Genomic DNA, 14,981 nt, shown 5'->3' on the forward strand with positions numbered 1-14,981 from the left:
CGCGGCGGCACGACGACGGCCCCGGGCGGGAGCCGGGGCCGTGGTGGTTGTCGGAGGCTGGGTTGGGGCCTCGGTGGGCGGGGTCGGGGTGGTCGGGGTTGTCGGTGTCCCTACGGTCGCGTCGCCCGCTCCAGTTGCAGCAGCGCCGAGTGGTACGGGCGGCCCGTGGCGTGCTGCATCCCGATCTCGCACATGCGGTTCGCGCACAGGTACGCGTCGAACGTCCGCGCCGTCACCTCCGCCGCCTCCCGCGCCGTGGCCGATTCCGTCAGCTCGGGGTGCAGCATCCCGCGGTCACCGGCGAACGCGCAGCAGCCGGCGTCGTCCGGGACGACGACCTCCTCCGCGCAGGCGGCCGCGAGCTCCGGCAACCGGTCCTCGTCGCCGAGGTGCCGCGCCGCGCACGTGGGATGGACCACCGCGGAGGCCACCTTGCGCCGTACCGTCAGCCGCGGCAGCAGCGTGTCGGCGGCCCAGACGACCGAGTCGAGCACCGTCAGCTCCGCGTGCAGTTCGCGGTGGTGGCCGCTCAGGTGGGGCACGACCTCGCGGGCCAGGCCCAGGGCGCACGAGGAGGCGTCCACCACGAGCGGCAGCCGCCCGCCCGCCGTCCAGCCCCAGGCCGCCTCGACGACCCGGCCGGCCATCACCCTCGCGCCCTCCTCGTACCCCTTGGAGTGCCAGATCGTGGCGCAGCAGGTGCCCGCCACGTCGTCCGGGATCCACACCGGCTGCCCGGCCCGCTCCGACAGCGCGACCACCGCCTCGGGCAGCGACGGCCCGTCGAACCCCTCCGGCTGGCCGAAGACCCGGTTCACGCACGCCGGGAAGTACACGGCCACCGCCCGCGCCCGCTCCGTGACCGGCAGCCCGGCGGGGGCCGCGCCCGGGATCTCCGGCAGCCAGCCGGGCACCAGGTCGGGCCGCACCGCCGTACGGAGCAGGCCCGTCACCGAGGCGGGCAGCCGGTCGCCGAGCCGCCGCCCGGTGGCCACCGCCCGCCGCGCCGCCGCCTCCACCGCCGCGAACCGCCGCGCCGCCGACGCCGCCACGCGCTCCTCCCGCTCCGAGTGCCGTGCGTGCCGCAGCCGCTTCATCAGGGCGCCCGTGTCGATGCCCACCGGGCAGGCGAGCGCGCACGTCGAGTCACCCGCGCAGGTGTCCACCGCCGCGTAGCCGTACGCCGCGAGAAGACCGCTCTCCACCGGCGAACCGGGGTGCTGCCGCACCATCTCACGGCGCAGCACGATCCGCTGACGCGGTGTCGTCGTCAGGTCCTGGCTGGGGCAGGTCGGCTCGCAGAAGCCGCACTCGATGCACGCGTCGACGACCGGCTCCACCCGGGGCACCGTCTTCAGGCCGCGCAGGTGCCCGCGCGGATCCCGGTCGAGCACGATCCGCGGGGCGAGCACGCCCTCGGGGTCGAAGGCCTCCTTCGTTCGCCACATCACCTCCGTGGCCCTCGGGCCCCACTCCAGCTCCAGGAACGGCGCGATGTTCCGGCCGGTGGCGTGCTCGGCCTTCAGCGACCCGTCGAACTCCTCGACGGTCAACTTGCAGAACTCGTCCATGAAGGCGGCGTACCGGTCGACGTCGTCCGGGTCGGCCGGGTCGAAGGCCAGCAGGAAGTGCAGGTTGCCATGGGCCGCGTGCCCGGCCACGGCGGCGTCGAAGCCGTGCTCCGCCTGGAGCGCCAGCAGCGCCTCGCACGCCTCGGCGAGCCGCCCGGGCGGCACCGCGAAGTCCTCGGTGATCAGCGTCGTACCGGACGGCCGGTTGCCGCCCACCGCGGCGACGAACGCCTTGCGCGCCTTCCAGTAGCCGCCGATCCGGCGGGCGTCCCGGGTGAAGTCGTTGGTCACGGACGCCACCGGCGCCGCCAGCTCGACCCGTTCGAGGACGCGCGCCGCCGCCCGCTCGTACGACGCGAGAGCCGCCGCGTCGGGTGCCCGGAACTCCACCAGCAGCGCGGCGGCCGGGCCCGGCAGCCCCGCCCAGTCGGCCGGTACCCCGTCGACCTGCACCGAGGCCCGCAGCGTGTTGCCGTCCATCAGCTCCACGGCGGCCGCGCCCGCCTCCGTGAACAGCGGCACGGCCGCCGCGGCGGCCGTCAGAGACGGGAAGAACAACAGCCCGGCCGCCACCTCGCGGTCCAGCGGCAGCGTGTCGAACACGACCTCGGAGAGGAAACCGAGCGTGCCCTGCGAGCCGACCATCAGCCCGCGCAGGATCTCGACGGGTGTCGACCCGTCCAGGTAGGCGTCGAGGCGGTAGCCGTTGGTGTTCTTGAGCGCGTACTTGGCCCGGACGCGGGCCGTCAGCTCCGGGTCGGCCTCGATCTCCGCCTTGATCGCCAGCAGCTCCGCGCACAGGGCCGGCTCGGCGCGGGCCAGCACGGCGTCGGCCGCCGGATCGCCGGTGTCGACGACGGTGCCGGACGGCAGCACGACGGTGAGGGACGCGACCGTACGGTACGAGTTGCGGTCCGTGCCGGCCGTCATCCCGGACGCGTTGTTGGCGACGACCCCGCCGATCGTGCAGGCCACTGCGCTCGCCGGGTCGGGGCCGAGGATCCGGCCGTGCCGGGCGAGGGCCGCGTTCGCCCGGGCGACGGTGGTGCCGGGCCGGATCCGGGCGCGGGCGCCGCCGTCCAGGACCTCGACACCCGCCCAGTGCCTGCGTACGTCGATGAGGATGTCCTCGCCCTGCGCCTGGCCGTTCAGACTCGTCCCGGCGGCCCGGAACACCACCTCGCGGCCCTTGTCGTGGGCGTACGCCAGGACGGCCGCGACGTCGCCGACGCTCTCCGCGACCACGACGACCTGCGGCACGAAGCGGTAGGGGCTGGCGTCCGACGCGTAGCGGACGAGATCGGAGACCTGCGACAGCACCTTCCCGGGGCCCACGAGCGCCGTCAGCTCGTCGCGCAGCCGCCCGGGCGAGCCGTGCGCCAGCAGATCGGGCACCCGGTCGGGGGACGGGCCGTGGTGCGTGCCGGGCCGGAGGGCGTCGGGCTTCGGCTCCATCAGCGGCATGTCTCGCTCCCCTCGACAGGCAACAGGGTCGTGCGGCACCCGCGCGGTCGGCCGGGCGCCCCGCGTGGACTGGCCCGCGCGGTCCGGTCGCCGGACCAGTCGTCCGGTCCGGTCGAGGCCGGTCACGCGCGTCCGTCCGCACGGCGGGCCACCGTGCGGCGGCCACCGTGCGGCGGTCACCGCACGGCCGCCACGACGGCGACCGCCACCGCGGCGGTCGTCAGCAGCGGCGCTCCGGCCCTCCGTCGACCAGAGCGTTCAGCAGTCCGCCGAGCACCTCGCGCTGCTCGGCGGTCAATGGAGCAAGGATGTCCTCTGCGGCCGCCCGGCGCGCGGTGCGCAGCTGCCGCAGCGTGTCCCGCCCGGCGTCGGTCAGCTCGATCCGCACCACCCGCCGGTTGGCCGGATCGGGGGCGCGGCGGACCCTCCCGCTCGCCTCCAGGCCGTCCACCAGGCTGGTCACGGCGCGCGGCACCACCTCCAGGCGGGCGGCGAGATCGGCCATCCGGGGCGGGTGGTCGTAGTGCGCGACCGTGCGCAGCAGCCGCGACTGCGCGGGGGTGATGGCTATGTCGGCCGACTGCAGCTGCCGTTGCTGGCTGCGGTGGAGGCGCCGGGTCAGCCGGAGCAGCTGCTCGGCCAGCAGGCCGTCGGCGTCGGGGGAGTTCATGGCCGGATGATATCAGGACCACGCTCATTGTGAGGTCAGGTAACAATGAGCTATGCTCTCATACGGTCCTGCGTCTCCCAGCCTCCGAAGGAGCCCATGCGCATCCACCTCGAGTCCGACTGGACGCCACCACCGCCCGATCCGGCCCAGCCGCCGGCCGAGGTCCGGCGCATCCTGCGGCTCTTCCGCCCCTATCGCGGCAGGCTGGCCCTGGTCGGCCTCCTCGTCGGCGCCTCGTCGCTGGTGTCGGTCGCCTCACCCTTCCTGCTCCGCGAGATCCTCGACACCGCCATTCCGCAGGGGCGCACCGGCCTGCTGACGCTGCTCGCCCTCGGCATGATCCTCACCGCGGTGGTGACCAGCGTCTTCGGCGTCCTGCAGACGCTGATCTCCACGACGGTCGGCCAGCGGGTGATGCACGACCTGCGCACCGCCGTCTACGGCCGGCTCCAGCGCATGCCGCTCGCGTTCTTCACGCGCACCCGAACGGGTGAGGTCCAGTCCCGCATCGCCAACGACATCGGCGGGATGCAGGCGACCGTCACCTCCACGGCGACGTCCCTGGTGTCCAACCTGACGGCCGTCGTCGCCACCGTGGTCGCCATGCTGGCGCTGGACTGGCGGCTGACGGTCGTCTCCCTGCTCCTGCTGCCGGTGTTCGTGTGGATCAGCCGCCGTGTCGGCCGCGAGCGCAAGAAGATCACCACCCAGCGGCAGAAGCAGATGGCGGCCATGGCCGCGACGGTCACCGAGTCGCTGTCCGTCAGCGGCATCCTGCTGGGCCGCACCATGGGGCGTGCCGACTCCCTCACCCGGTCGTTCGCCGCCGAGTCCGAGCGCCTCGTCGGGCTGGAGGTGCGCTCCTCGATGGCCGGCCGCTGGCGGATGTCGACGATCGGCATCGTCATGGCCGCCATGCCGGCCCTCATCTACTGGGCGGCCGGCCTGGCGCTCCAGGCGGGCGGCCCGGCCATCTCCATCGGGACGCTCGTCGCCTTCGTCTCCCTCCAGCAGGGGCTGTTCCGGCCCACCGTGAGCCTGTTGTCGACCGGTGTGGAGATGCAGACCTCCCTCGCCCTGTTCCAGCGGATCTTCGAGTACCTGGACCTGCCGGTCGACATCACGGAACCGGCGGACCCCGTGCGGCTGGAGAAGATCCGCGGGGAGGTCCGCCTCGAGGGCGTGGACTTCCAGTACGACGCCAAGAGCGGCCTCGCGCTCAGCGGCATCGACATCACCGTCCCGGCGGGCGGCAGCCTGGCCGTCGTCGGCCCGACGGGCTCCGGCAAGTCCACCCTGAGCTATCTGGTCCCGAGGCTGTACGACGTCACCGGCGGCCGCGTCACGCTCGACGGCGTCGATGTACAGGACCTGGACTTCGACAGCCTCGCCCGCGGGGTGGGCGTGGTCTCCCAGGAGACGTACCTGTTCCACGCCTCCGTCGCCGACAACCTCCGCTTCGCCCGGCCGGACGCGACCGACGAGGAGATCGAGGCGGCCGCGAGGGCCGCCCAGATCCACGACCACATCGCCTCCCTCCCCGACGGGTACGACACCCTGGTCGGCGAGCGCGGCTACCGCTTCTCCGGCGGCGAGAAGCAGCGCCTGGCCATCGCCAGGACCATCCTGCGGGACCCACCGGTGCTGATCCTCGACGAGGCGACCAGCGCCCTGGACACCCGTACGGAGCAGGCCGTGCAGCAGGCGATCGACGCGCTGTCCGCGGGCCGGACCACGATCACCATCGCCCACCGGCTCTCCACCGTCCGGGACGCCGACGAGATCGTCGTCCTCGACGCGGGTCGCATCGCCGAGCGCGGCACCCACGAGGAGCTGCTGCGGCTCGACGGCCGCTACGCCGCACTGGTGCGCGGCGACGCGGAGCTGGAGCCCGCCAGGCCCTGACACGACGGCGCCGCCGCTCCCGTGGGACGGGGGAGCGGCGGCGCCGGGGTGGGGACCGTCAGACGAGCCAGCCGATGAAGTGGACGAAACCGGCGAGCAGGTCGGTGATGACGTTCATAGTGGTGCGTTCTCCTTGTGCTTCACATGCCTGTGTGGGACTCGCGCCGCCGCGGTCTGCAGCCCGTCGCTTGCGCACCGTAAGCATCATCCGTCGCAGCCGGGCGCGGCAGGGGAATCCATCGCGATCATGCGTTCGAGCGAACATCCGAGCCCGTGTTCGCTTGTTCCCGGGTGGCTGTACCCGGTCGACCGGCGCCGGGTGACGGGCAGAGGGGTGGCCGTTGTCTGAATTGCCGGAATATGCCCCTTTGTCGGGTTAGCGTTCCCGCATGGTGAACGAGTCCCCGCAGGGTCCGCCCCGCCGCAGGCGGCCCCAGATGACGCGCCGTGGCTGGCTGGCCCTGAGCGCAGGCCTGGCCCTCGTCGTGGCCGCCGCGGTGCTGGTGCCGCTGCTGCTGGTCAAGGAACCCCCCGCCCCGCCGCCGCCCGAGAAGCCGACGATGCTGCTCGTCCCCGAGGGCTGGCGGGCGACCCAGGTGTACGACGCGGTCGACAAGGCGCTCAAGGCGGCACCCGGAACCACCCGCAAGGTGGCCGAGAGCGGCAAGCTCAAGCTGCCGGCGGACGCCCTGGGCAACCCCGAGGGCTTCCTGTTCCCCGCGACGTACCCGGTCTACAAGAAGACGACGCCGCGCGGCCTGCTCGACTACATGGTGAGGACCGCCCGCGAGCGTTTCGGCGCCAAGAGCATCAGCGCCGGCGCCCAGCGCAACCGCGTGAGCCTCTACCAGACGGTGAACATCGCCAGCATCGTCCAGGCCGAGGCCGACACCCCGGAGGACATGGGAAAGGTCGCCCGCGTCATCCACAACCGCCTCGCCCAGGGCATGGCGCTCCAGATGGACTCCACCCTCAACTACGGGCTGGGCCGCTCCACGCTCGACACGTCGCACTCCGACACCCGGATGGACAACCCGTACAACACCTACAACCGTCAGGGGCTGCCCCCCACGCCCATCGCCAACCCGGGCGAGCAGGCCATGCGGGCCGCGGTCGACCCGCCGGCCGGGGACTGGCTCTACTTCGTCACGGTGCGCCCCGGTGACACCCGCTTCACCGCCGACTACGGCGAGCACCAGCGCAACGTGCAGGAGTTCAACGCCCAGCGGGCGTCGGCGGTGAACTGACCGCCCCGTCCAGAGCTCCGGGCCGCCGCTGCAGAAGGCGGCCGATGTCCCGGGCGGCGGCGCGGCCCGCGCGGTTCGCGCCGATCGTGGACGCGGACGGGCCGTACCCCACCAGGTGGACGCGCTCGTCGCGCACCGCGCGGGTGCCGTCCACCCGGATGCCCCCGCCCGGTTCCCGCAGGCGGAGCGGGGTCAGGTGGTCCACGGCCGGCCGGAACCCGGTGGCCCAGAGGATGACGTCCGCGTCGAGGGTCCGGGACTCCGGCCCGTCCCAGGCGACGCCGGTCGGGGTGATCCGGTCGAACATCGGCAGCCGGTCCAGGACGCCGCTCTCGCGCGCCCGCCGGGTCGCGTCGTTCAGTGGCAGCCCGGTCACACTGACCACGCTCCGCGGCGGCAGCCCGCGCCGGACCCGTTCCTCCACCAGGGCGACCGCCGCCCGGCCCGCCTCCTCGTCGAACGGGCCCTCGCGCCACACCGGCTCGCGGCGCGTCACCCACGTGGTCCCCGCCGCCACCTCCGCGATCTCCATCAGGTGCTGCGTCCCCGACGCCCCGCCGCCGACCACGATCACCCGTTGCCCGGCGAACTCCTCCGGGCCCGGGTACTGGGCCGTGTGCAGCTGCCGCCCGCGAAAGGTCTCCTGTCCCGGATAGCGGGGCCAGAAGGGCCGGTCCCAGGTGCCCGTCGCGTTGACCAGGGCACGGGCGGCGTATGTCCCCTCCGACGACTCCACGAGCAGGCGCCCGTCCTCCCCGTCGCGCACGGCCGAGACGTCCACGGGCCGGTGCACGCGCAGCCCGAACCGCTCCTCGTAGTGCGCGAAGTACTCGCCGATCACCTCCGCCGACGGCCGGCCGGCGTCGGCGCCGGTCAGCTCCATGCCCGGGAGCGCGTGCATGCCGTGCACCTTCCCGTACGTCAGCGACGGCCAGCGGAACTGCCAGGCGCCGCCCGGCCGTGGCGCGTGGTCCAGGACGACGACGTCCCGGTCCGGCTCGAATCCGCCGCGCCGCAGGTGGTAGGCGGCGGAGAGCCCCGCCTGTCCCGCGCCGACGACCACCACGTCCACGTCCACGACCCCGTCCGGAAAGTAGTTCATGGTTCTACTAACCAGGGGGGGTCGGAGGATCTTCCCGGAACCCGGTCCGGTGACACCATGGGGACATGAGCGACGCCTTCACCACCCGCACCCTGAGGATCACCACCGGCGACCGGGAGACGGTCCACGACCTGACCGGCGCCTGCGCCTCCTTCCTCCGGGAGGTCGCCGACGGCCGCGACGGCCTGCTGAACGTCTTCACACCGCACGCCACCACCGGCGTGGCCATCCTGGAGACCGGCGCCGGCAGCGACGACGACCTCCTGACCGCCCTGCACACCCTGCTCCCCGCCGACGACCGCTGGCAGCACCGCCACGGCAGCCCCGGCCACGGCCGCGACCACGTCCTGCCCGCCCTGGTACCCCCGCACGCCACCATCCCGGTGGTGGGCGGCGAGATGGCCCTGGGCACCTGGCAGTCCGTGTGCGTCGTCGACACCAACAAGGACAACCCGGACCGTCAGGTGCGGTTGAGCTTCCTCGGGTAGTCCGGAACCGGTCGTGAACGCGGGGGCTCCTCCCCCTCGTACGGAGCGGGGAGCCCGGCGTTCCGCTCGCCCGCACTCCGGATGTCGTCCTGCCGGCTTCGCGCCCCGCGCACCGGCCACCACATCCCACGGCCCAGCAGCGCCGCGGCCGCCGGGACGAGCAGGAGCGACAGGACGAAGGAGGACAGGAGGATGCCCAGGGCCGTGGCGAAGCCCAGCTGGCGGGTGGAGGCGTCCGCGTTCACCGCGAGGCTGCCGAAGGAGGCCGCGAGGACCACACCGGCCGTGGCGACGGCCGGCGCCGTGTGCCGTACCGCGCGGGCCACGGCGGCACGGGCCGGACCCCCGTGGGCCATCTCCTCACGCAGACGGTCACTGACGAGGATGTTGTAGTCGGTGCCCAGTGCCACGACGAACAGGAACAGCACCAACGGCAGGACGAAGTTCACCCCCGGCTCGCCGCCGAGGTGTTGGAAGACCAGGACGGAGGCGCCGAACGTCGCCGCGAAGCACAACCCGACCGAGAGCATCAGCACCACCGGGGCCGCCAGGCTGCGCAGCAGCACCACCAGGATCAGCGCGATCAGTGCCGCGGCCACCGGGAACACCGTCCGGAGGTCCCGGTCGACCGCGGTCGCCACATCGGCGAACACGGCCGCGGTGCCGCCCACGTGTGCGGTGGTACCGGCCGGTGTCGCTTCCCGTACGGCCTGGCGCACGGGTCCAGCCACGAGGTCCCGGGCACGCTGGGACCGGGAGTCCACCGTCAGATAGGCGTCCAGCCGGGCGGCGTCGCGGCCGGTGCCGAGCACGGGGGCGGCCACCTCGCCCACCCCGTCCACCCCGGACAGCGCCCGGCGCAGGCCGTCGAGCCCGGCGGGGTCCAGGGGCCGGCCGTCATCGGCGGTGACGTACACCGTCGTCGGATCGGACACCCCCGCCGGCAGGGCGCCGGCGATCTCCCGCGCCGTCGCGGCGGCCGCCGTGTCGCGCGGGGTGCCGCCGGTGCCGAAGTCCATGCGGACGCCCGCCGTGCCGAGCGCGAGCGCGCCGAGGAGGGCGGCCGACGCCAGCAGCACCAGCAGCGGACGGCGCGCCACCAGCTCCCCGGTACGGGAGGCCGGACCGGTCCGCTCGGTCTTCGAGAGGATCCGCGAGGGCCAGAACATCTTCCGGCCGGCCACCGCCAGCAGCGCCGGCATCAGGGTCAGGCTCGCCACCAGCATCACCAGGACCGATACCGCCACCGAGGGTCCGAGCACCCGGAACTGCCCGAACGTCGCCACGCCGAGCGTCGCGAAGGCCGCCACGATCGTCAGCGCTGCCGAGGTCACCGCCGTGCCCACCCGTCCGGCCACGTCCGCGGCCACCAGGCGGTGGTGTTCCTCCGGGCGCCGTCGCAGCTCCTCCCGGAAGCGGAACAGCAGGAAGAGGAAGTAGTCCACGCCGATGCCGATCAACACGGTGCCGATCATGCTCGGGGTGCCCGGGTCCAGTTCGAGACCGGTCAGGAGGGCGGCTCCCACGACCGTGCCGGTGGCGGCGCCGCCCACCACGGACACCGCGAGCAGGGGGACGAACGCGGCCAGGACGCTGCGGAACACCAACACGTTGATCAGCACGATCAGTACGACCATCACGAGCCCGACCACCGTCTGCGTGGTCCTCTCCGCGTCCGCGCCGTCCACCACGTCCGCCAGACCGCCGGTGAATCCGGTGCGCAGCCCGGCCTCGCCGAACTCCCGCTCGGCCCGGTCGTGGAAGGCCCGGTACACGGAGTGCAGGCCCGGGTCGGTGGAGTTGCCCCGCAGTCGTGCGCCGAGCAGCGCGAACGACCCGTCCGGGGCGGTCGTCACCACGGTCACGCGGGGGACCTGGGAGTAGTCCTCGGAGAGCCCCCGTACCTGTTCCTCCGTCCACGGCATCTCCACGCGCGCGGAGTTCAGTTCGCGGGTCACCTCCTCCACGCGCTTCCTGTCCGCGCCCTGCAGAGGCTTCCCGTCACGGCGTGCCACCAGCACCGTCAGCGCATTGGCGTCCGGCTCCGCGCCGAACTCCTCCCGGGCGACCCGCAGCGCCGCGGCCGCGTCGTACTCCGGAGGCAGGAAACCGGCGCTGTCGGTGTGCGTCACGCGGAAGACGAGAGCCTGGCCCATGAGCGCCAGGAGGATGCCGACCACCGCCCACACGGTGATGACCCGCCACGGTCTGCGGGTCGAGAAACCGGTCAGGGCACGGATCACGGGAGTCCTCCGGGAGGGGTACGGGCGAGGGGGCGCGAGACCGTGGACGTTCGGCGCGGTGCCCCGTGCCGGGTCGTTCCGGCACGTGTCCAGCACATCAGCGGCACGCGGCCCGCACCTCGGAGCCGGGGACGAGAAACCCGCTGGGAGCACGGGCCCGTATCGTCCGGCCGCTGGGACTCTGCTCCTGGCCGCGGCTCCCTCCCGGTCCCGACGTCACGGCTCCGGTGTGCCGGCACCATGGGACACTCGGCGGACGAACCGCAGGTCATCGGGTCGCTGCGGCGGCCCCGGGGAGAGCGCGAACACGCAGGGGGCTGGGATGGGGCGGCGCGCGGACGAAGTGTGTCCCGGTGGGGCCCGGACAGGGGCGGGTGCGTCCGGCGCCGGACTTCCGGACCGTACGACCGGGACGCTCCCCGACGGGGTCGGGACGGAGGACCGACGCGGAGGGCCCGGACCGTGGAGTCGGCACGACGGGCTCGTTGCCGCCGGCGCCGCGGCCGTCGACCTCGTGGGCTTCACCGTCACCAGCCAGCTGGATCAGGGCCACGTGCCGGTGGCCGGGTGCGCGGTCGTGGTCGCCGCTTCGCTGTTCCTGCTGGCGCGCCGCCGCGCGCCCCTGTGCGTCCTCGCGTGCGTCCTCGCGGTGAACCTGTCGCTCAACTGGTTCAGTTCCCTGGGCCAGCACTATGGGGCGGCCACCGTCGTCGCCCTCTACACCGCCGTGCTTCACCACAGGGCCGCGGTCGGCGCGGCGGCCGTCGCAGGCTGCGTCGCGGTGCTCCACTTCGTCCACCCGGTCCTGCCCGCGCCCTCCTCCATGGATTTCGTCGCCAACGCCGCGTCCGCGCTGTTCGTGGCCGGCGCCGCCGTCGGGGCCGGCCGTTGGCAGCGCGGCGCCGAGGCCCAGCGGCGACTGCTCGCCGAGCGGGCCGTCTCCGACGAACGGCGCCGCATCGCCCGGGAACTGCACGACATCGTCGCCCACCACCTGACCACGATGCAGCTGCTCGCCGGAGGCGCCCGGGCCAACATCGACCGGTCGCCGGAGGCGGCCCGCGAGGCGCTCGTCACCCTGGAGGGCTCCGGTCGCACCGCCCTGCGCGAGATGCGCCACCTCCTCGACGTGCTACGGGCCGGTGACGAGAACGACGAGGGCGAGACGACCGCGCCGCAGCCCGGCATCGGCGACCTCGACCGCATCGTCGGGGACAGCCGCCGCGCGGGCCTTCCCACCACCCTCACCACGGACGGTGACCCGCGGTCGCTTCCGCCCGGTGTCGCCCTCACCGTCTTTCGCATCGTCCAAGAGGCACTCACCAACGCCCTTCGGCACGCGGGCGACGGTGCGCACGTCGACGTGCGGCTCACCTTCGCCGTCCACGAGGTACGGGTCGCCGTCACCGACGACGGTCCGCGTCCCGGCCGTCCCGGCCGTCCCGTCGCACGCGGCTCGGGCCACGGACTCATGGGGATGCGTGAACGCGTCGCCCTCCACGGCGGCACCCTGCGAGCAGGGCCGGAGGGCGGGGGATTCGCCGTCCGGGCCCGGCTGCCCCTGCCCACCGACCGTCAGGAGACGTACGCGTGAACGCGATCGTGAAGGTCCTCATAGCCGACGATCAGCCGCTCGTCCGCCGCGGCCTCGCCCTGATGCTCGATCCCGAACCCGGTTTCCAGGTCGTGGCCGAGGCCGCGGACGGCGCCGAGGCGGTCCGCCTCGCCCACGAGCACCGACCCGACGTGGTCGTCATGGACATCCGGATGCCGGTACTGGACGGCATCGCGGCCACCGAGCGGCTCACCTCCGAACTGCCCGGCTGCCGGGTTCTGGCCCTGAGCACCTTCGACATGGACGAACACGTCGTGGGTGCCCTGCGGGCCGGGGCGTGCGGCTTCCTGCCCAAGGACATCTCGCCCGAGGACCTCGTCGCCGCCCTGCGCGTGGTCCGCGACGGCGAGGCGATCCTCGCCCCGAGACTCCTGACCCGGCTCATCTCCAGACACGTCACGGCACCGGACCGCTGGGCGGTGCCCCCGGCACCCACCGGCGCCGAGGGGCTCACGCCGCGGGAGCGGGAGGTGTGGCGGCTGATCGCCGACGGCTCGGACAACGCGGAGATAGCCGACCGGCTCGGTCTGAGCGCCTCTACCGTGAAGAACCACATCACCGCCCTCTTCGCCAAACTGCGGGTCCGCGACCGGGCCCAAGCGGTCATCGCCGCCTACGAGACGGGCCTGGTGACGGCACGACGGGAGACGTGAGCCACCGGACCGATACGAGGACCGGTACGCGCACGTACGCGGCCCGCACCGCTGCCCGTGACCGAGCGGCGGAGCGGGCCAAAGCGCCGGGTCATCGGCCGGACGGCTACCGTCCGGGTTGTCCTTGCGGAGGTTGGCGGACACCGACAAGGACAACCCGGACCGGCAGGTGCGGCTGTCGTTCCTCGCGTGACACACGTGACGCGCGTGACCCGCGTGGCGGCCGTGACGCGGAGGGCGGAACAGGGCGGCACGAGCAGGGGTCAGTGCTCGCAGAGGGAGAACTCCCGCTCGTAGAGCTGCTCGTTGTGCTCGTCGACGAAGAACTTGCGTTCCCGCATGAGCTGTTCGCGGTAGTCCTTGGCCTGTTCGAGCGTCATCGTCGAGGTGGGCGCCCACGGCTGCTGCGGGGGTACGTCGGAGGTCGAGACGATCCTCTCCGACGGGTCGACCAGGAAGAACGCGAGGATCTTGCGGTGCCCCGGGCGGCTGGGGTCGGCGAGGCGGAACGAGTCGACGCGGTGCTGGAGGACGTTCGGGAACGCCAGGCAGCGGCCCGCCGGGGTCGACGCCGAACCCAGCGGCTGGTTGAGCGCGTCCTCGTCCTCCAGGCCGTACACCTCGCGCAGACCGTTGTCGTCGTTCTGTTCGTAGTCCGGGTCGTCGAGCGCCGCCCGGAAGCCCAGCCGGCTTTCGGTGATGTTCTCGCTGTCCCAGTAGTAGAGGGCGGTCGAGACGATCCGCTCGTTCAGCATCCCCTCGACATGCCAGGAACCACCGGCGTACTCGGGCTTGTCCGGGGTGAGGTGGATGGTGGCGAGCTTGACGATGACCTGGAGGGCGCGGCCGCGCAGGTCGACCCGGGCGCCTTCACCGGGCGGCTCGGGCGGGGCGAAGGCCGGGGCGTCCGGGACGACCGGGCGCCGGTTCTCCCACCAGTCGTCCTGGGCCGTTTCCCACGCCCGGACGGCTTCCCGGTAGGCCTCGTCATCGCCGTAGGACGACTTCTCCGGGCGCACCGGCTCCGAGTCGTACCACCTGTAGGGATCGACCTCGATCCGCAGGGGCCGCGGATGGCGCAGGTCGGTCAGTACGTTCTCCAGGAGCGGGCGCACGCGTGCGAACACGTCCGGCAGGACGGCGGCCAGGTCGGCGTGGGCCTCGGGGTGCACGTTGTTGACGTACGAACGGAAGGTGACGTCGCCGTCCTCACTGACGTCGACGTCCGTGGGCAGCCACTGGAACCTCTCCGAGAACTCGTACCTCGAGTAGCGGTCGGTCGGGTTGTGCCACGCCCGCTCCGGCCCGCCGCTCACGTCCCGCACCAGGCAGAACAGTGAGGGATGCACCAGGTCCAACACCTGTCCGCCGGATCCGGGATGCCAGTCCCGCTCTTCCTCCGGGACCTCCTCCAGCACCCGGACCGCCTCGCGCAGCCGGGCCGCGAGCGCGTCGTCGATCAGCGTGTCGGACTGCCACACGCCGTCGACGGCGGACACCTCGGCACCGGTACGCGCGTCCCGCAGCGCGGCGTAGTGCGCGAGTTCGTCGAGCACGTAACGCACCTGCGCCTCGGTGAGGCCCCGGGCGACCGCCTCCCGCGTCCAACGGGCGGTGATCTCGGGGTCGTTCATCTTGTCGAACCATCGCGGCTTCGACCGGATGTGGGCGCTGCACCGCATCATCTGGAGTTCCCGCAGTGTCCGGGGTGTGGCGAACGGTATGGAACGGGAAGTATGGAAGGGCAGCGGGAAGGCGGACAGGCCGGTCACGTCTCTTCATCCTCACAGTCGGTGCGCGATGGCCGGAAGAATACGTCAGCGGACTGACACCGCAGCCGTGGTCCGGTCGTCGCCGGCCCGCACCCCGGCCGCGCCGATGCCGGCGGTCCGGTCCGTGAAAGGCCCTGCGCGAGGGCGTACTTCGTGGCCCGGGGGCCCCGCCGGGCTGGGCGGAGGCAGGAGATCCGCGGTTATGCCCGAAGGGTCGTCATTTATCTGTACGATGTGACAATCTTCGGCGC

At 73.1% G+C, this 14,981-nt stretch carries 10 protein-coding genes; 5 read left to right on the top strand and 5 right to left on the bottom strand.

All coding sequences use genetic code 11. The features are described from left to right. Positions 1–110: 110 nt before the first annotated feature. Together EIZ62_RS28845 and EIZ62_RS28850 are read right to left on the bottom strand one after the other, a co-directional pair. Positions 111–3,035, bottom strand: coding sequence for an FAD-binding and (Fe-S)-binding domain-containing protein (locus EIZ62_RS28845; protein WP_156695598.1), 2,925 nt, complete (start codon positions 3,033–3,035; stop codon positions 111–113). Positions 3,036–3,255: 220 nt separating this feature from the next. After that, positions 3,256–3,705 (bottom strand): MarR family winged helix-turn-helix transcriptional regulator, encoded by a 450-nt coding sequence (locus tag EIZ62_RS28850; RefSeq protein WP_156695599.1) that lies wholly within the window; start codon positions 3,703–3,705, stop codon positions 3,256–3,258. A gap of 96 nt (positions 3,706–3,801) precedes the next feature. Between EIZ62_RS28850 and EIZ62_RS28855 the strand changes: the two genes are divergently transcribed. Both EIZ62_RS28855 and mltG read left to right on the top strand, forming a co-directional pair. Beyond that, positions 3,802–5,610 carry an ABC transporter ATP-binding protein gene (locus tag EIZ62_RS28855; RefSeq protein WP_156695600.1) on the top strand — a complete coding sequence of 603 codons (1,809 nt, stop codon included), beginning with the start codon at positions 3,802–3,804 and terminating at the stop codon, positions 5,608–5,610. A 389-nt stretch (positions 5,611–5,999) separates the two neighbouring features. Beyond that, entirely contained in the window at positions 6,000–6,857 is an 858-nt protein-coding gene (gene mltG / locus EIZ62_RS28860; RefSeq protein ID WP_156695601.1) for an endolytic transglycosylase MltG, read from the top strand. On the opposite strand, the gene EIZ62_RS28865 is transcribed toward mltG, so the two are convergent. Then, complete coding sequence (locus EIZ62_RS28865) at positions 6,826–7,959, bottom strand: FAD-dependent oxidoreductase (protein WP_156695602.1); 1,134 nt, start codon at positions 7,957–7,959, stop codon at positions 6,826–6,828. The two genes, mltG and EIZ62_RS28865, sit on opposite strands and share 32 nt — an antisense overlap. A gap of 65 nt (positions 7,960–8,024) precedes the next feature. On the opposite strand from EIZ62_RS28865, the gene EIZ62_RS28870 reads away from it, so the two are divergent. Beyond that, a complete protein-coding gene (locus EIZ62_RS28870; RefSeq protein WP_156695603.1) occupies positions 8,025–8,447 on the top strand; it encodes a YjbQ family protein in 423 nt (140 codons plus the stop codon). Here the strand turns inward: EIZ62_RS28870 and EIZ62_RS28875 are convergent. Continuing rightward, a complete protein-coding gene (locus tag EIZ62_RS28875; protein WP_156695604.1) occupies positions 8,420–10,690 on the bottom strand; it encodes an MMPL family transporter in 2,271 nt (756 codons plus the stop codon). The genes EIZ62_RS28870 and EIZ62_RS28875 overlap by 28 nt on opposite strands. Before the next feature lie 514 nt (positions 10,691–11,204). On the opposite strand from EIZ62_RS28875, the gene EIZ62_RS28880 reads away from it, so the two are divergent. Both EIZ62_RS28880 and EIZ62_RS28885 read left to right on the top strand, forming a co-directional pair. After that, the gene (locus EIZ62_RS28880; protein ID WP_156695605.1) at positions 11,205–12,284 is read left to right on the top strand and encodes a sensor histidine kinase; all 1,080 of its coding nucleotides are present in this window, start codon (positions 11,205–11,207) and stop codon (positions 12,282–12,284) included. Beyond that, positions 12,281–12,958, top strand: a complete 678-nt coding sequence (locus EIZ62_RS28885) for a response regulator (RefSeq protein WP_156695606.1) — start codon at positions 12,281–12,283, stop codon at positions 12,956–12,958. The genes EIZ62_RS28880 and EIZ62_RS28885 overlap by 4 nt, the downstream gene beginning before the upstream one ends. A 263-nt stretch (positions 12,959–13,221) precedes the next feature. On the opposite strand, the gene EIZ62_RS28890 is transcribed toward EIZ62_RS28885, so the two are convergent. Continuing rightward, positions 13,222–14,730 carry a DUF4246 domain-containing protein gene (locus EIZ62_RS28890; protein WP_156695607.1) on the bottom strand — a complete coding sequence of 503 codons (1,509 nt, stop codon included), beginning with the start codon at positions 14,728–14,730 and terminating at the stop codon, positions 13,222–13,224. Between the last annotated feature and the right edge of the window lie 251 nt (positions 14,731–14,981).

The sequence above is a fragment of the Streptomyces ficellus genome, assembly GCF_009739905.1.
Classification (GTDB): domain Bacteria; phylum Actinomycetota; class Actinomycetes; order Streptomycetales; family Streptomycetaceae; genus Streptomyces; species Streptomyces ficellus_A.